The organism is Knoellia sp. S7-12 (assembly GCF_040518285.1).
Lineage (GTDB): Bacteria > Actinomycetota > Actinomycetes > Actinomycetales > Dermatophilaceae > Knoellia.
Genome location: NZ_CP155449.1, coordinates 159,376 through 175,185 on the forward strand (window position 1 = coordinate 159,376; position 15,810 = coordinate 175,185).

Below are 15,810 nucleotides of genomic sequence, written 5' to 3' on the forward strand. Positions count from 1 at the left end.
GTTCACCAAAGAAGGTGAGCTCCCGGCATACGCAGTGGTTCAGTCAGTCAGGCGAGCGTCACTTGCCGTGGCGGCGGAACGCGTGGATGACGCCGGGGCGGGGCTGGCCGTCTCCGCGGTAGGGGAACTTCGAGATGACGTTGTCGGGTGAGGCGCCGTCGATCTCACCGGGGTGCTGCACCGCGACGATGACCGAGTCCTGGCTGAGGATCGTCGGGCCACAGGTCTCGGCGCCGACCGGCACCGAGAGGAACTGCTGGAGCTTGCCCTTGTCCGTGCCCTCGAGCGGCATGACATAGAGCCCGTCGCAATGGCCGAGCTTGTTGCCATCAGTGGAGATCCACAGGTTGCCGGCCTTGTCGAAGGCGACGTTGTCGGGGCAGCTGATCGGGCTGACCTCGGACTTGTCGTAGCCGTTGAAGTACGTCTGCGGGTCGGCGGGGTCGCCGGCCATCAGGATGATCTTCCAGGTGAAGGTCAGCGCACCGTGGTCGCCACCGGCCTCGGTGAACTCGGTGACGTGGCCGTGCTTGTTGTTCGCGCGCGGGTTGGCCTCGTCGATCTGCTGCGGTGTGCGGGAAGTGTTGTTGGTCATCGCGGCGTAAACGCGGCCGTTGACCGGGTTGGGCTGCACGTCCTCGGGGCGGTCCATCTTGGTCGGGCCGACCTTGTCGGCGGCCAGGCGCGTCCAGATGAGGACGTCCTCGACCGAGAATCCGGGGACCTTCGACACGCCACCGACGACGAGCGGCAGCCACTGACCGGTGCCGTCGTACTCACCGTCAGCCGAACCGTCACCGGTGAGCTTGGCGACGTAAAGGTCTCCCTCGGAGAGCAGGGTGAGGTTGTGCTTCTTGTCGCCCTCCTTGTACTTGTTCTTGGAGAGGAACTTGTAGATGTAGTCGAAGCGCTCGTCGTCACCCATGTAGGCCGCAACGCGACCATCGGGGGTGAGGATGACCTCGGCGCCCTCGTGCTTGAAACGACCCAGAGCGGTGTGCTTCACCGGGGTGGAGTTGGGGTCCTCGGGGTCGACCTCGACGATCCAGCCGAAGCGGTTGACCTCGTTGGGCTCCGTGGTGACCTGGAAGCGGTCGCGCACGCGCTCCCAGCCACGGCCGCCGGAGGTGATGCCGTAGCGCTTGAGCTTGCCCTCGGGGTCCGGGGCGCCAGTGGCGTTGAAGTACTGGTTGAAGTTCTCCTCGCCGGAGAGGTAGGTGCCCCACGGGGTCTCGCCACCGGCACAGTTGTTGAGCGTGCCGAGCACGTGCTTGCCGGTGGTGTCCTCGCTCGTCCTGAGGTGGGCGGAGCCCGCGGCCGGGCCGTCCATGGCGATGCTCGTGTCGGTGTGAATGCGACGGTTGCGCTTGCCACCCTGCACCCAACGCCACGCCGAGTTCGCGTTGCGGCGGGCGACCTCGGTGATGGTGATGCCGTGTGCGGCGAGGACGATGTTGAGCTGCTCGTCAGTGAGGTCGGCCGACGACTTCACGCCACGGAACATCAGCTCGTCGTTGGTGTACTCGTTGTTGAACGCGAGCAGGCCCTTGTGTGCGCCCTTGTTGCCCGCTCCACCATGCATGAACTGCGTGTAGTCGGCGTTGTAGCCGGCCTGCTCGCGCTGCGCGGCCGCCGTCTGGTTGTCGAAGTCGAACGCCGGCGTGTTCGCGAACAGCGGGTCGCCCCAGGAGATGATCGGCGCCCAGTCGAAGCCCGCGGGGACCTTGACGGCGTCGGTGGTGGCCGGCGTCGGCGCGATGCCGGTGAAGCCGAGGGCGCTGCCCTTGCCGGGCTTGCCGGGCTTGCCAGCGGCAGGCGACGCGGGAGCGGCGGCGACGGACGGCATACTCCACGCCGTCAGGCCGACCACAGCGGCACCGGCGCCACCGACGCGCAGAGCCGCGCGGCGCGAGACACCCGCGGCGACGATGTCACCGAAGTACTCGTTGTCGGAGGTGTTCGGCACCGGCTGGTCGCAGGCGTCGCCACAGCGGTACTGACAGGTCATGGAACTGCGTCCACCCTCATGGGAGCGGACAAACAGGGGAAGCAGGCGGGCGGGAGTGGTCACGTCAGGTCCTTCGTCCAGGGAATGGCACGGATGGATCAGGCAGGGTGTGCCGGATGTCGACGCTATGGAGTGCGCAGGCCCAATGCCTCACGCTGCGGTGAACACCGGGTGACGCCTTGTCGACCAGCCGACGGCGTCAAGGTCAGGGGCGGGTCAAGAGGAGTGCGGTAGGCAGGCATGCGGTAGGCAGGTGTCATGTATCTCGAGAACGTCGTCGTCGATGCCCAGGACCCCCAGCTGCTGGGCCGCTTCTGGGAGTCGTTGCTCGGCTGCAGGACCCTCACCGATGAGACGGCAAACTTCGAGACCCGCCTGAGCGTGCCGGGCGGGCCCACCCTCGACCTGTGTTTCGAGCTGGTCACCGAGCCGCCTGTGCCGAGCCCGCGACTCCACCTCGAGGTCTACGGCGGTGCACCGGACGAGCAGTCGCAGGTCGTGGAGCGGGCGCTCGCGCTCGGTGCCCGCCATCTCGACATCGGCCAGCGCGACGTGCCCTGGGTGGTTCTCGCCGATCCCGAGGGCAACCCGTTCTGCGTCATGGAGGACCGACCGGAGTATGCCGTGTCGGGACCGTTGTCGTCCCTGCCGCTCGACAGCGCCGATGTCGAGCGTGACCTGAGGTTCTGGTCCGAGCTCTCCGGCTGGGTGCCGGCGGACAGCGCGATGCCGGGCGCGCTGCGTCACCCGAGCGGGCGGGGGCCGTTGCTCGAGCTGTGCCCCGAGCCGCGACCCAAGGGGGCCGACGAGAAGAACCGTGTGCACCTCGACCTCCGGCTCGAGGCGGGTGAGGACGCGGACGAGGCGTTCACCCGCCTTCTCGACCTGGGCGGTCGCGAGTTCGTCCACGACTGGGGTGATCTGCCCTGGCGGGTCTGCCTCGATCCCTCGGGCAACGAGGTCTGCCTCCTCCCCGCCCGGCCATGACAGTGCCACCCACTGCACCGCAAGTGGGCGATCACCCCACTCACGGTGCAGTGGGTGCGTGCAGGAGGCCGAGCTCGATGAGTGTCGCGATCCCGTCGTCGACTGCCCGGGCTGCGTCCGGGTGCTCACCCAAGGCGGCGACCACTGCGGCATACGCGGCGTCTCGTGACATGGGAGCGGCTGCGACGCGCCACAGGACCTCGCCCACCGGCCCGAGCCGGACCGGCGTCTCGTCGATGAGGACGAGCGTGCCGCCATCGCCGTGCACAGCATCACGCCACGGCGCTCGCACGATCAGGCCGTCCGGCGAGTTCGGGACCGGCGGAGTGGAGGTCCAGGGGTGCCGCTCGGATCGCGATCCCGCCGCGTCGGGGTCGAGGAGGGCGCCGAGCAGTTCGACGCAGTCGCCGATCTCGCTGTAACGCAACAGATACGGCCCGCCGGAGCCACTCGCGAGCTCGGCCAGTCGGTGCAGTGGCCGGTCGAGCAGGGGCAGGGAGGAGGACTGTGCGATGACGGCGAGCATTGCATCGACCAGGGGCAGCTCGACGAGTTCGGGAACCGTGCGACCGGGGTCGCGTTCCAGGACGACAAGACCGGTCAGGTATGCCGGCTCGCTCGCCTTCCGCAGTCCGAGCTCGTCGGGGCTCCACTCGCCTTTGTCCCACGGCGCGGCCGGATCGGTGATGACCGAGACCGGCTTTGGGTAGGGCGCCACGCGACCGTCCTCCTCGATCGCGACGGTCTCGTCCGAGAGGTAGCCGAAGTGGCGCCCCAGCACCCGCGAGGCCGTCGACTTGCCGGCACCGGACTGACCCACGAGCGCGATCGCTCGATCTCCGCGGCTGACCCCGGCCGCGTGGAGCAGCACAGCCGAGCCACGCCGACGCCGAAGGGAGGCCAGCGTGATCTCGCGTGACACGGCATACGGATCGCTGTCGGTGACGAGGAAAGGTTCGACGCCGACGTCCCTGGCCCCAAGGCCCCGGACGCGACAGCGCTCCCAGAGGACGTGCAGGCGCTCGCGGGCACCGGCGTCGAGCTCCCTGGTGTCGAGGGACCACCGCGCGCCGAACGCGTCAATCACGTAGTCCTCATTCACGGTCCGAATCCTCTCAGGAGTGGCTCTTGGGATGTGGTCCTCACGTGATGGTCGGGGTGATACTGGGGTCGCAGACGCGATTCGAGGAGGGTTCATGACCGACATCGACACCGGGACCGCGGTGGGTTCGCACCCGCAGGAGGTCCTGCTCCAGGAAGTCGGGGGAGTGCTCTCGTCGGTCGACGAGATGCACGACTACGTCGTCAGGGTCGTTCACTCCGTCCGGAACCACGTGACCGGGTGCGACGAGGTCGGCATCACGCTGCTCGTCGACGGCCGGCCGAGCACCGTGGCCTACACGACGGTGACGACTCTCGAGATCGACGCTGTGCAATATCAGCTCGACGAGGGCCCTTGCCTCGAGGCCGCCCGGACGCAGACCGAAGTGTTGGCGTCGCTCGGTGGCGAGCTCGGCGAGGGCTCTGCGGACGCGCGATGGCCGCACTTTGCCGAGGCGGTGCGGCGTGATGGGATGCGCTCGCTCCTGGCCCTGCCGCTCGTGAGCGGAGACGTGTGCGTCGGCGCCCTCAACCTCTATGGCCACGCGCCCGATGCCTTCGCGGCCTTCGAGGCCTCACTCGTCCGCACTGCCGCCAGCCGTGTTGCGGACGCCATCGTCGCAGTGCTCCAGCTCGATGGCGCACAGCGCCTTGCCGGCCAGCTCGAGCAGGCCATGGCGAGCCGAGCCGTCATCGAACAGGCCAAGGGCGCGATCATGGCAATGCGTGGCGTCGACGAGCACGCATCGTTCGAGTGGCTGCGCGAGACCTCGCAGACGCGCAACATCAAGGTGCGCACGCTGGCCGAGCAGGTCCTGGCGGGCCTCGTGGCAGCAGAGGTCCCTGCTGACGATGTCACTGCCTGATGGTCTCCAACTCAGCAGGCGCAGCGCACTAGAGTCGTTTCATGGCCCGCCCGCACCTCGCTGCCCTCGCCGAGGACGCGTGGAACCGTCGCAAGAGCGACACGCTGCGTGACCGCGGCTGGGGCACCAAGATCGTTCCGCACACGGGCTACGGCAGCGTCGCCTTCGTGCGCGTCCTCGCCAGGGTCCTCATGTCACGCGACCCGTTGCGCAAGGTCTCCGGTGATGCGGCCGGCTCGGTCCAGTCGCTGAAGTCGGCCGAGGAGGAGACCCGCGGCTGGCGGGCGTTCGTCACCGCGCCGGCGATCGACGTGCCCGTGACGGTCCGCATCGGCGAGCGCGAGATCGATGGACGCACCGACCGTTCCGGGCTCGTCGACCTCGTCGTCCACGGCCACGGGCTGGGTCCGGGATGGCACCAGGTCGAGATCACCTCACCCCAGGCGGCCCCCCGTCACGCGTCGGTTCTCATCATCGGCACGCGCCAGACGTTCGGCCTCCTCAGCGACATTGACGACACGGTGGTCACGACGTCCCTGCCGCGCCCCTTCATCGCCGCCTGGAACACGTTCGTCAAGGCCGAGGGCACCCGCAGCCCGGTGCCCGGGATGGCGACCTTCTATCGCGAGCTCACCGACTCGCACCCGGGCATGCCCGTCATCTATCTGTCGACGGGCGCCTGGAACGTCGCGCCCTCGTTGACCCGCTTCCTGCGTCGCAACGGCTACCCGCCGGGCCCGATGCTCCTCACCGACTGGGGGCCGACCCACACGGGCTGGTTCCGTTCGGGTCAGGACCACAAGCGGTCAGCGCTGGCCCGCCTCGCCCGCGAGCTGCCCCACGTGAGGTGGCTGCTCGTCGGGGACGACGGCCAGAACGACCCCAAGATCTACACCGAGTTCGCCGGGCGGCGGCCCGATTCGGTGCGCGCCATCGCCATCCGCCAGCTCACTGTGGGCGAACAGGTTCTCTCGCACGGCATCCCGCTCGCCAACGACGACCTCGCTCCCGCGCCGACCGAGGACATCGCGGCGCCCGTGGTGCGTGCCCAGGACGGATACGGCCTGGCCCGACTCGTCGCCCCGATCGTCGACGGGGACCCCATCGACCACGAAGCGGGCGCGCGGGCGCTCGAGGCCTCCGACATGTGGGGAGTGTGAAGCGATGCCCGAGCTGCCCGAGGTCCAGGCGCTGGTCGACTTCCTCGGGGCGCGCACGGCCGATCTGGCCGTGACGGGTGTCGAGCTCGGGTCGATCTCGGTGCTCAAGACCTTCAACCCGCCACCGGAGGCGTTGGTTGGTGCGCCCATCGACGCGGTCTCACGGCACGGCAAGTTCCTCGACCTCGACTGCGGCGGAACGCATCTCGTCTTCCACCTCGCCCGTGCCGGGTGGTTGCGCTGGTCCGACGCCCTGTCGTCGACGCGGCTTCGCCCGGGCAAGTCGCCGATCGCGCTCCGGGTTCGCCTGTCGGACGGATCCGGCTTCGATCTCACCGAAGCCGGGACGAAGAAGTCGCTCGCGGCATACATCGTGTCGTCGCCGACCGATGTGCCCGGGATCGCGCGGCTGGGACCGGACCCACTCTCAGATGCATTCTCGCTCAGCGTTTTTCGCGAGATCCTCGCCGGTCGCAATGCCCAGCTCAAGGGTGTCCTGCGCGACCAGTCGATCATCGCCGGGGTCGGCAACGCCTACTCCGATGAGATCCTCCACGTCGCCAAGCTGTCGCCGTTCGCGATGGCGGCCAAGCTCGACGCCGACCAGACAGAGCGCCTGTATGCCGCGTTGCGCGACACGCTGTCCGCTGCGGTCGGTGCCGCGACGGGCAAGCCCGCGGCACAGCTCAAGGACGCCAAGCGGCAGGGGATGCGCGTGCACAGCCGCACCGGCGAGGTGTGTCCCGAGTGCGGCGACACGGTGCGCGAGGTGTCGTTCGCGGACTCGTCGCTGCAATATTGCGCGACCTGTCAGACGGGCGGCAAACCGCTCGCTGACCGGCGCACGAGCAAGTTCCTCAAGTAGCTTTTGCTCCCCATGAGGGTTTCTGGTGGGTCCGGAGGGTTCATTGCCCTCCGGACCCTTCACCTTCCCTCCGGTCGATCTGGGTCGGTGCTTGCTGACACTTCACTCGATGTCTTTGTGGGATTCCCCCGGAGGTCGCTGACGCACCGAGAGGCTGGGCGGCATGGAGACCACTCGTCGTAATGCCCTGCGCGCCGGCCTCGCCGCCGGCTCCGCCGCCCTCGTCCCGGGCGCCATCCTTCTCGACCAGCGGCCGAGCGCCGCCGCCGTCATCCCGCGCTCCGACCCGTTCACCCTCGGCGTCGCGAGCGGCGACCCGGAACCCGACGGCTTCGTCATCTGGACCCGTCTCGCGCTCGAGCCGCTCGCCGCGGACGGACTGGGGGGTATGCCGTCCTCGACCTACCAGCTGAACTGGCAGGTCGCGACGGACGAGCGTTTCGAGAACGTCGTGAAGGCCGGGGCGACCGCCGCCACCCCGGCGTCGGCTCACTCCGTCCACGTCGAGGTCGCTGGGCTGCAGCCCGGTCGCGAGTACTGGTACCGCTTCCGCCTCGGCAAGCACGTCTCGCGGACCGGTCGTGCGCTCACCACCCCGGCCCTGATGAGCTCACCGTCGTCGCTCGAGATGGCGTTCGTGTCCTGCTCGAACCTGCCGGCCGGCTACTTCACGGCCTACCGTCGCATGGCGGAGGAGCGTCCGGACATCGTGCTGCACCTCGGCGACTACCAGTACGAGGGCGGCGGCACCGGCATCGGACGCCAGCACGCCGGACCGGAGACCAAGACGTTGGCCGGCTACCGGCAGAGGCACGCGCAGTACAAGACCGACCTCGACCTGCAGGAGGCGCACGCCGTCGCACCGTGGCTCGTCGTGTGGGACGACCACGAGGTCGACAACAACTACGCCGACGACCTCGCCGACCGGCCCGTCGAGCAGCCCGGCTTCCTCGACCGGCGCGCCGCGGCCTACCGGGCCTACTACGAGAACATGCCGCTGCGCCGTCGCTCGGTGCCCGCGGGTCCGGATCTCGACCTCTATCGGCGCAGCGGGTGGGGCGACCTCGCGACGTTCCACATGCTCGACACCCGTCAGTACCGGTCCAACCAGGCGTGCGGTGACGGCTACAAGAACTGTCCCGAGGCCGACGACCCGACGCGCTCGCTGCCCGGGTTCGAGCAGGAGAAGTGGCTGCTCGACGGGTTCCGCGACTCGCGCGCCCGCTGGGACATCATGGGCCAGCAGGTGTTCTTCGGTCGCCGCGACAACAACCCGGACCCGGCGACCACCACCGTGGGGATGGACGCCTGGGACGGCTATCGCGCATCGCGCCAGCGGATCACCCAGGGCTGGGTCGACGCCGAGGTGCGCAACCCCGTCGTCCTCACGGGTGACGTGCACGCGCACTGGGCCAGCGACCTCTACCTCGACTACGACGAGGCCGCGAGCACCAAGCCGGTCGGCTCGGAACTCATCACGTCGTCGATCACCTCTGGTGGCAATGGTTATGACGAGGCTGACGGAACCCACCCGTGGGCCGAGTGGAACCCCAACCTGCGGTTCTGGACGAACCTGCGTGGCTACGTCTCGACGACGATCACCCCGACCGAGATGACGGCGCGCTTCCGTTGCGTGCCGCGGGTGACGGAGCCGGGCGCCGAGGCGTTCACCCGCGCGACGTTCGTCCTCGAGGACGGGGTACGCGGACTCCAGCAGACCCAGGCAGCGCCGGTGCAGTCGTTGCGGTCGGCCCGCACCGATGAGCAGAAGATCGCCGACACCATCGCGTCCGAGACCCACAGCTCCTGACCTGGGCTCGAGTGTGAACGCGGCGAACCGTGCACATCGTGATCGCGTAGCGTCGTGGGCATGAGTGACTTCTCCCAGATCCAGGTGACCGACCTCGCTGACGACGCGGTCGTCCTCGACATCCGCGAGCAGGACGAGTGGGACCGAGGACACGCGCCGGGCGCGTTGCACATCCCGATGAGTGAGCTCCCGGCCCGGGTCGACGAACTCGCGCCATTCCTCGAGCGAGAGGAGACGGTCGTCGTCACCTGCCGCAGCGGTGGCCGCGTGACGCGGGTCCTGCCGTGGATGGAGCAGCAGGGCTACGACGTCGCGAACCTCGACGGGGGCATGCGCGCTTGGCACTCCGCGGGCAAGCCGATGGAGACCCCTGACGGCAGCGCCCCTCAGGTCCCCTGACCGACAAGAAGCAACCGCTGTGTATGCCGTGGGGCACCGTTCTCGTGAACGGTGCCCCACGGCATACGCCGGTGTGAAGGAAACGGTCAGGCGCGGAAGCGCGCGAACACCTCGTACATGAAGTCGGTCCCGGTGGCGAGGGCGTCGACAAAGATGCGTTCGTCGTTGCCGTGCATGCCGATGAGCTGGTCGTTGTCGATGACGTAGGGGTAGACGCCGTAGCCGGGGATGCCCTTGGCGCGCCACGGCCCTAGGCTCGTGCCTGCCTCGAACAAGGCCGGGGTGAAGATCGCCTCCGGGTAGGTCTTGACCGACGCCTGCGAAATCCCTTGGAAGAGAGGGGTGTTCACGTCGGCCGGCGGGGTGGCCCACCGCTTGTCGAGCGCCGCGAGGGTCTGCTCCTCGGTCTCGCCGGCGACCCCGGCGAGGGTGACCTCGATGTCACGCTCGTCCATGAGTGAGCGCACCTTCGCGAGGAAGTCCCGAGGCTTCTGCCCGCCGGGGATCCCGCGACAGTTCACCCGCACGTGAGCCTCCGACGGGATGACGTTCTCCTTGTAGCCCGCGTCCTCGATGACGAACGCCATGGTCGTGCGGAGCAGCGCGGAGTGCAGGTAGGTGTAGTCCGTGAGCTTCACGACGAGGGCCGCCGCGCGCTCGAGGGAGCGCTGGCTGCGGGCCTTGAGCATGAGGCGCAGGGCGCTGGCGAGCTTGCGGTCGTCGGTGGCGCGGGCGAGCGCGTCGAAGTAGGCCCGGGTGACCTCGGTGAGGTGCACGGGAGCCTTGAAGTCGCCAAGCTCAGCCACGGCACGCGACAGTCCCACGATCGCCGAGTCCGGCATGGGCTTGCTCGAGTGAGTGGCGGTGCCGCGAGCCCGCAGGTCGAGGTTGAAATAGACCTTGTCCTGGCGGGTCACCGTGATGAGCATCGGTGTCGTCTTGTCCGACTGGGCGAGGAACCAGCCGCCCTCGGTGAGGACCATCCCGCAGTCGACCCTGTCCCAGTGGTTCGCGGTGAGCCAGCCGGATCCATAGCTGCCGGCTTCCTCGTCGCAGTCGGTGAGGACGATGATGTCGCGGTCGAACTCGGCACCCTCAGAGAGGTGGCGGAGCATGGCGGCGATGGAGGCAGCGTTCGCACCCTTCATGTCGAGGGCGCCGCGGCCATAGATCTCACCATCCTTCACGGTCCCGGCAAAGGGGTCTACGGTCCAGTTCTCGCGCTCCACGGGGACGACATCCGAGTGGCCGAGGAGGAGCAGTGGCTTCTGGGTGGAGCCGGCCTTGCCGGGGATGCGGGCGATGAGGTGGACGTTGTCGGGCTGCGGCGTCGGGATGATCTCGGCGGGCACCCCTGCGTTCTCCCAGACGGTCCTGAGCCACTCGGAGTGGGGGCGGGTCTTGCCGCCCTCACCGAAGTTCTGGGTGTCAAAACTGATCATCTTCTTGAGCAGGGCGAGTGCGTCGAGGGGTGCTGCGGCCGAGGCTGCGGCCCGGCCGGCGCCCGGGGTCGCGCCCGCCCGCAGCCGAGACCCGGCCGTGGTGCCGAGGGTGGCGAGGGCCGCGACTCCTCCGGCGCTGGCGACGAGGGTGCGGCGGTTGACGTGCGTTCCGGAACGGTGTTCCTGGTCCATGCGACTTCTCCGATCAGACGACGTTGTGCTGACCGCTTCGACGCTGCGTCGTTACGCGCAGGTAGTCACCCAAGGCCGGGTCAGGGTCGTTGAACGGGCCGTCCCGGAGGTGCGACCGGTCGGTTCATCGCGGTGATCGGTCGGGTCACGTCGTCATTGGGTCAAGGGCTGGATGGCGCTCGTGATGCGCACCTGGTCCGGCGAGAGCCACGGGCGGACGATCTCGAGGATTCGCGCCCGCGTCGCCGCGTCGACGAAGGTGGCCTGGGCGTCGAGCGAGCCCTGGGAGTCGCCGGCCGTGCTGAGCAGGCCGATCTCCCTGCTTTGCGTGCTCAGCGCCTCTTGTGCGGCAGTAATGTCGGCCTCGGTCGGCAGGTCGCGCTGCTCGACACAGAGCCCGCCCTTCCAGACCGTGCGGATCTCACGGTGGGCGGCGGCAGCATCTCCGGTCACGAGCACGTTGAAGAGCGTCGACCCGTCCGAGACCCACGAGCCGACGTAGCCGTCGAGGGTGGGCAGCAGGGTCGAGAGTGCGTTGGTGTCCACCTCGGGTCCGCTGACCCTCTTGCTGCCACCGTCGGCATACGGGTCCTCGCAGAGCTGGGGGAAGCCGGCCTGACCCGGTGAGGGTAGGGAGATCCCGGCCGGCGGCTTCTGCTGGAGGGGCTGGGTGAGGGTGAACGTGCCCAACTTCCCGGTCTGGGGGGCGAAGTGGCCGATCGCCCACACCGTCCCGTTGCTCCAGGTGACTCCGCTGGCGCGCTCTGGCGTGAGGGTGTCCCAGTCGATCTCACCGACCAGGGTGGGGCCGCCACACTGGGGCGGATAGGACTCTGCGACCCCGCCCACGCACAGCTCGACCGGGCCGTCAGCCGTGCGCTGCATGAGCATGCCGCTGGCGACGAGGGTCTCGTCGGGGTCGATGACCTGATCGTTCGGTGTTGATACCGACGCGGAGGGCTCCTCGCCAGCCCGGGGGTCCGGCCGCTCGGAGCCGCACCCGGCCAGGGCCGCAGCGGTGACCATCGTGAGTCCCCAGGTCATGAGTTGCCGTCGCATGCGAGTTGGACGCACCAAGGGCCGCTGCGGTTCCGCACGCGAAGCCGCAGCGCAACCGCAGTGGTTTCGCAGCGGCATACCGGACTCTCTGGATTGCGGGCACACGCCCGAGACCGGCGGGACCCACCGTCTCGCCCTGACGAAGGAGAGCCTTGGTGAAGAAGAAGATCGCGTATGCCGGTCTCGCCGGAACGCTGCTCAGCGCGGCCGTGCTGACCGCGACTGCGCCCACTGCGCAGGCCGCTGCTCGTGACGGTGTCTGTCAAGCAGGGGAGTTCTGCCTCTACTACAACAGCGGTCAGCTCGGGTCGGTCTCGGACTTCGCGGGGTCGATCGACGACTACGGCGCCTCACAGCCGGAGTGCTACGACTTCAAGGGTGCGGGTGACGGCAAGGGCCTGTGCGTGAAGAATGCTGCCGCTTCGGTGTGGAACCGCACCTCGGGCAACGCCACGGTCTTCTTCAACAGCGGCTATGGCGGCGCGAGCCAGAGCATCGGCAGCGGCGTCAAGGCCAACCTCAACGCGACCCTGAAGAACCAGAACGCCTCACACCGCCTCGGGGGGTCGACGGGCAGCAGCTATGGCGCTCCGGGCACCAACCCGCACCCCGAGGCGATCACACGGGCGCCCAACGCGACCGCACGCACCCAGTTCGTCGACAACGAGATCGCCCGGCTCACGGGTGAGACCCAGTGCTTCGTCGGTGACTACCGCTCCTATCAGGCGTCGACGTCGAACCACAACACGGGGAACGCGCTCGACTGCACGATCTCCAGCACCATCGGCACCTACCCGAACGCCACCCAGAAGGCCCAGGGCTGGAAGCTCGCCGAGTGGCTCAGGCAGTATGCCGTCCGCCTCGAGGTCCGCTACGTCATCTGGGACGGGAAGATCTGGAGCGTCGGCAGGTCTGGCGAGGGCTGGCGGACCTACACCGGTGGCTCGGGTGTCACCGGTGGTCACTACGACCACGTGCACGTGTCGATCCAGAACCGCTACGGCGACTGACGGATCGTTCACCGTTCGGGCGACACGGCATACGCCGTTATTCGGATGTATGCCGTTCGCCCTAGACATGCGGATACGGTGCCATCGTGGACCCCATCCGGAACCCCTATGCCCCAGGCGCTGGCCAGCGCCCGCCCGAGCTCGCCGGTCGTGACGAACAGCTCGACGCCTTCGAGGTCGTGCTCGAACGCATATCGCGGGGGCGGCCCGAGCGCTCGATCGTCCTCACCGGGCTGCGCGGCGTCGGCAAGACGGTGCTGCTGAATGCGTTGCGGTCAACGGCTGTTCGCGCCAAGTGGGGGACGGGCAAGCTTGAGGCGCGTCCCGACCAGTCGCTGCGCCGGCCGTTGTCGTCGGCCCTGCATCAGGCGGTCCGCGAGCTGGGCCACCCCAGTGACGATGAGGTGCAGCACGTGCTCGGCGTGATCAAGGCGTTCGCCCAACGTGATGCACCGGCCGGCACGAAGCTGCGGGAGAAGTGGAACCCCGGCATCGATGCGCCCGCCGCCTCTGGACGCGCGGACTCGGGCGACATCGAGATCGACCTGGTCGAGCTGCTCACCGACGTCGGTGGGCTGGCGTCCGACACCGGTCGTGGGATCGCCGTCTTCATCGACGAGATGCAGGACCTCGGGCCGGATGACGTGTCGGCGCTGTGCGCTGCGTGCCACGAGATCTCCCAGTCGGGACTGCCCGTGATCGTCGTGGGTGCGGGGCTGCCGCACCTGCCGGCGGTGCTGTCGGCGTCAAAGTCATACTCCGAGAGGCTCTTTCGCTACTCGCGCATTGACCGACTGCCCCGTGCGGCGGCCGACGCGGCACTGGTCCTGCCCGCGGAGGAGGAGGGCGCGGCATACGAGCAGGAAGCTCTGGACGCGATGTATGCCGCGACCGGCGGCTACCCCTACTTCATCCAGGCCTACGGCAAGGCGGCGTGGGACCGCGCGCCGAAGTCGCCGGTGACGGTGGAGGACGTGCGGGTCGCGGCACCCGAGGCCGAGTCCGAGCTGGCGGTCGGGTTCTTCGGGTCGCGGTTCGAGCGGGCGACGCCGGGGGAGCGGGAGTATCTGCGCGCCATGGCCGACGTCGCTGTCGCCATCAGTGAAGGTGGTGAGGAGGAGCTTGACGAGATCGAGTCCGTGCCCACCTCAGACGTGGCCACCCACCTCAGCCGCAAGCCCCAATCCCTCTCTCCTGCAAGGGATGCACTGCTCAAGAAGGGCCTGATCTATTCGGGAGAGCGGGGGCGCATCGCGTTCACCGTCCCGCACTTCGGCCGCTACCTGCGGGAGCAGACCGGGTGATTCGCGAGTACGAGCCTCCGTCGCCGGAGATCCTGCAATGGGTGGCACGCCGCGTCCATCCTCGCGCCCGCGTCACCGCCATCGCGTCCTTGCCTGGCGGGATCACCGCCGCCATGGACCGAATCACCGTCGATGCACCGACCGGGGTCGAAGATGTCGTGCTGCGCCGGTGGCCGGGAGAGAACTGGGCGCAGGGCTTGGTGGCGCGCGAGGCCTCAGCGCTCGCGGCCGTGCGTGGCCGGGTGCCGGCACCTCACCTCATCGCGATGGACGAGGATGGCACCGAGACCGGGGTCCGGTGCTCGCTCACATCTGCCCTCACGGGGCAGCCGGACCTGGCCCCGGCAGACATGCACTCCTGGTTGAGCCAACTCGCGACGACGCAGGCCGCGATCCACGCAGTGCCCGATCACCCTCCGACCCGGTGGGACGGTTGGTACGACGATGGCGCTGTCACGTCTCTGCCGGACCGCCATGGCGCGCGGCACCGCCCACTGGACTGGCTGGCCGACCACGGGCTGCGTGAGGCCGCCCGCGATGCTGCTTCAGGGCCGCTCGTCGATGAGAGGGTTCTGGTCCACGGCGACTACCAGCACTTCAACGTGCTGTGGTGTGACGGTCAGCTCAGCGGCGTCGTGGACTGGCCGAACGCGGGGACTGGCAACCGGGGCAGCGACGTCGGACACTGCCGGTTGAACCTGGCGGTGTTGTTCGGCACAAGGACGGCTGCGGACTACCTGGCGAGCTACGAACGGGTTGCGGGCGTCCGGGTGGACCGGCGTGCTGACCTGCGAGCGTTGCTCTGCTTCGACCGCGAATGGCTGCGCTTCATTCCGCGCCAGGTAGCCGGTCGCGCTTCGCTCGACCTTGCGGGGATGACCGGTCGAGTTGCTGCGGTGATCAGTAGTGCTCTGGACGGGATCAGCTAGCCACGGGTGCCCGTTCGGGACAGTCGCTCAGTCTTTCGGCACCGCCGCGATCAGCACACTCAGTGCGCTCGCCTGGTCCGCCAGTCGAACACCTTCGGGTGAGCGACGCTGTCCACACCCTCGTCGCCTGCTGGTCGACGAACGCTTGGTAGCGCGGTCCTCGTTCAGGTCCATGAAGTAGCGCACGAACACGCCCTTGAACTGCTTGGCGTTGTCGTCGCAGGTCGCGTCGACGGCGTCGCACTTCTCGGTCAGCACGCCGTCGGTGACCAGCGCCGGCGAGGTGATCGCCGAGTCGGCCATCCGGCGCACGGTCGCGAACACCTGGGCGTCGCCGGGCGCCCGTCAGAGCTCCAGGCCGGCACCCCTAAAGAGACCTTGGTTGTAGCTCAGACGGTGCCTCCGTTGTTGGCGCAGGCACCCGAAGGGTGCCCTCCTCAAGAAGGGGCTCATCTACTCCGGTGGCGCGGACAGATCGCGTTCACCGTGTCTCACTGTTGTCGCTACCTTGCGCGAGCAGAACGCCTGGGTCTCAGTGTCAGCGAGGAACGATCTTGACACGGGTCGGCTAAGAACCGATCTGACGGTTGATGGCCGCCGCCCGATCTCGACCACAGGGTCACGGCCCGCGCGGCTCGAGGCTCAGAATCGACCGGTTACCGCGCGGGCGAGTCTCAG

At 68.6% G+C, this 15,810-nt stretch carries 14 protein-coding genes; 9 read left to right on the plus strand and 5 right to left on the minus strand.

Annotated elements, in window-relative coordinates; genetic code table 11:
* Nucleotides 1-58: 58 nt before the first annotated feature.
* Nucleotides 59-2,071 (minus strand): PhoX family phosphatase, encoded by a 2,013-nt coding sequence (locus tag V6K52_RS00785; RefSeq protein WP_353952005.1) that lies wholly within the window; start codon nt 2,069-2,071, stop codon nt 59-61.
* A gap of 195 nt (nt 2,072-2,266) precedes the next feature.
* On the opposite strand from V6K52_RS00785, the gene V6K52_RS00790 reads away from it, so the two are divergent.
* Nucleotides 2,267-2,995, plus strand: a complete 729-nt coding sequence (locus V6K52_RS00790) for a VOC family protein (protein WP_353952006.1) — start codon at nt 2,267-2,269, stop codon at nt 2,993-2,995.
* Nucleotides 2,996-3,035: 40 nt separating this feature from the next.
* Here V6K52_RS00790 and V6K52_RS00795 read toward each other — a convergent pair whose 3' ends face one another.
* Nucleotides 3,036-4,097 (minus strand): hypothetical protein, encoded by a 1,062-nt coding sequence (locus V6K52_RS00795; protein WP_353952007.1) that lies wholly within the window; start codon nt 4,095-4,097, stop codon nt 3,036-3,038.
* Nucleotides 4,098-4,191: 94 nt separating this feature from the next.
* On the opposite strand from V6K52_RS00795, the gene V6K52_RS00800 reads away from it, so the two are divergent.
* The 5 genes from V6K52_RS00800 (at nt 4,192) to V6K52_RS00820 (ending at nt 9,196) form a co-directional block, all read left to right on the plus strand.
* Nucleotides 4,192-4,962, plus strand: a complete 771-nt coding sequence (locus tag V6K52_RS00800) for a GAF and ANTAR domain-containing protein (protein WP_353952008.1) — start codon at nt 4,192-4,194, stop codon at nt 4,960-4,962.
* Nucleotides 4,963-5,003: 41 nt separating this feature from the next.
* Nucleotides 5,004-6,122 carry a phosphatase domain-containing protein gene (locus V6K52_RS00805; protein ID WP_353952009.1) on the plus strand — a complete coding sequence of 373 codons (1,119 nt, stop codon included), beginning with the start codon at nt 5,004-5,006 and terminating at the stop codon, nt 6,120-6,122.
* A 4-nt stretch (nt 6,123-6,126) separates the two neighbouring features.
* Complete coding sequence (locus V6K52_RS00810; RefSeq protein WP_353952010.1) at nt 6,127-6,987, plus strand: DNA-formamidopyrimidine glycosylase family protein; 861 nt, start codon at nt 6,127-6,129, stop codon at nt 6,985-6,987.
* Between the two features lie 163 nt (nt 6,988-7,150).
* Nucleotides 7,151-8,797, plus strand: a complete 1,647-nt coding sequence (locus tag V6K52_RS00815; protein WP_353952011.1) for an alkaline phosphatase D family protein — start codon at nt 7,151-7,153, stop codon at nt 8,795-8,797.
* A gap of 60 nt (nt 8,798-8,857) precedes the next feature.
* Complete coding sequence (locus V6K52_RS00820; protein ID WP_353952012.1) at nt 8,858-9,196, plus strand: rhodanese-like domain-containing protein; 339 nt, start codon at nt 8,858-8,860, stop codon at nt 9,194-9,196.
* An 86-nt stretch (nt 9,197-9,282) separates the two neighbouring features.
* On the opposite strand, the gene V6K52_RS00825 is transcribed toward V6K52_RS00820, so the two are convergent.
* On the minus strand, nt 9,283-10,830 hold the full coding sequence (locus V6K52_RS00825) for a M20/M25/M40 family metallo-hydrolase (protein WP_353952013.1): 1,548 nt from the start codon (nt 10,828-10,830) through the stop codon (nt 9,283-9,285).
* A gap of 153 nt (nt 10,831-10,983) precedes the next feature.
* On the minus strand, nt 10,984-11,874 hold the full coding sequence (locus V6K52_RS00830; RefSeq protein ID WP_353952014.1) for a hypothetical protein: 891 nt from the start codon (nt 11,872-11,874) through the stop codon (nt 10,984-10,986).
* Nucleotides 11,875-12,044: 170 nt separating this feature from the next.
* Between V6K52_RS00830 and V6K52_RS00835 the strand changes: the two genes are divergently transcribed.
* From V6K52_RS00835 to V6K52_RS00845, 3 genes are all read left to right on the plus strand, one after another.
* On the plus strand, nt 12,045-12,899 hold the full coding sequence (locus V6K52_RS00835; protein WP_353952015.1) for a peptidase inhibitor family I36 protein: 855 nt from the start codon (nt 12,045-12,047) through the stop codon (nt 12,897-12,899).
* 86 nt (nt 12,900-12,985) lie between these two features.
* Nucleotides 12,986-14,203, plus strand: a complete 1,218-nt coding sequence (locus V6K52_RS00840) for an ATP-binding protein (RefSeq protein WP_353952016.1) — start codon at nt 12,986-12,988, stop codon at nt 14,201-14,203.
* Nucleotides 14,200-15,132: an aminoglycoside phosphotransferase family protein gene (locus tag V6K52_RS00845; RefSeq protein WP_353952017.1), complete on the plus strand. Its 933-nt coding sequence runs from the start codon at nt 14,200-14,202 to the stop codon at nt 15,130-15,132. The genes V6K52_RS00840 and V6K52_RS00845 overlap by 4 nt, the downstream gene beginning before the upstream one ends.
* A gap of 27 nt (nt 15,133-15,159) precedes the next feature.
* Here V6K52_RS00845 and V6K52_RS00850 read toward each other — a convergent pair whose 3' ends face one another.
* Nucleotides 15,160-15,435 (minus strand): hypothetical protein, encoded by a 276-nt coding sequence (locus V6K52_RS00850; RefSeq protein WP_353952018.1) that lies wholly within the window; start codon nt 15,433-15,435, stop codon nt 15,160-15,162.
* Nucleotides 15,436-15,810 lie beyond the last annotated feature (375 nt).

What these genes read in the sequence shown, in the direction of transcription:
- V6K52_RS00800 (WP_353952008.1), top strand. Translation starts at nt 4,192, where the DNA reads ATGACCGACATCGACACCGGGACCGCGGTGGGTTCGCACCCGCAGGAG.
- V6K52_RS00850 (WP_353952018.1), bottom strand. Translation starts at nt 15,435, where the DNA reads ATGGCCGACTCGGCGATCACCTCGCCGGCGCTGGTCACCGACGGCGTG.
- V6K52_RS00820 (WP_353952012.1), top strand. Translation starts at nt 8,858, where the DNA reads ATGAGTGACTTCTCCCAGATCCAGGTGACCGACCTCGCTGACGACGCG.
- V6K52_RS00810 (WP_353952010.1), top strand. Translation starts at nt 6,127, where the DNA reads ATGCCCGAGCTGCCCGAGGTCCAGGCGCTGGTCGACTTCCTCGGGGCG.
- V6K52_RS00805 (WP_353952009.1), top strand. Translation starts at nt 5,004, where the DNA reads ATGGCCCGCCCGCACCTCGCTGCCCTCGCCGAGGACGCGTGGAACCGT.
- V6K52_RS00815 (WP_353952011.1), top strand. Translation starts at nt 7,151, where the DNA reads ATGGAGACCACTCGTCGTAATGCCCTGCGCGCCGGCCTCGCCGCCGGC.
- V6K52_RS00825 (WP_353952013.1), bottom strand. Translation starts at nt 10,830, where the DNA reads ATGGACCAGGAACACCGTTCCGGAACGCACGTCAACCGCCGCACCCTC.
- V6K52_RS00830 (WP_353952014.1), bottom strand. Translation starts at nt 11,874, where the DNA reads ATGACCTGGGGACTCACGATGGTCACCGCTGCGGCCCTGGCCGGGTGC.
- V6K52_RS00790 (WP_353952006.1), top strand. Translation starts at nt 2,267, where the DNA reads ATGTATCTCGAGAACGTCGTCGTCGATGCCCAGGACCCCCAGCTGCTG.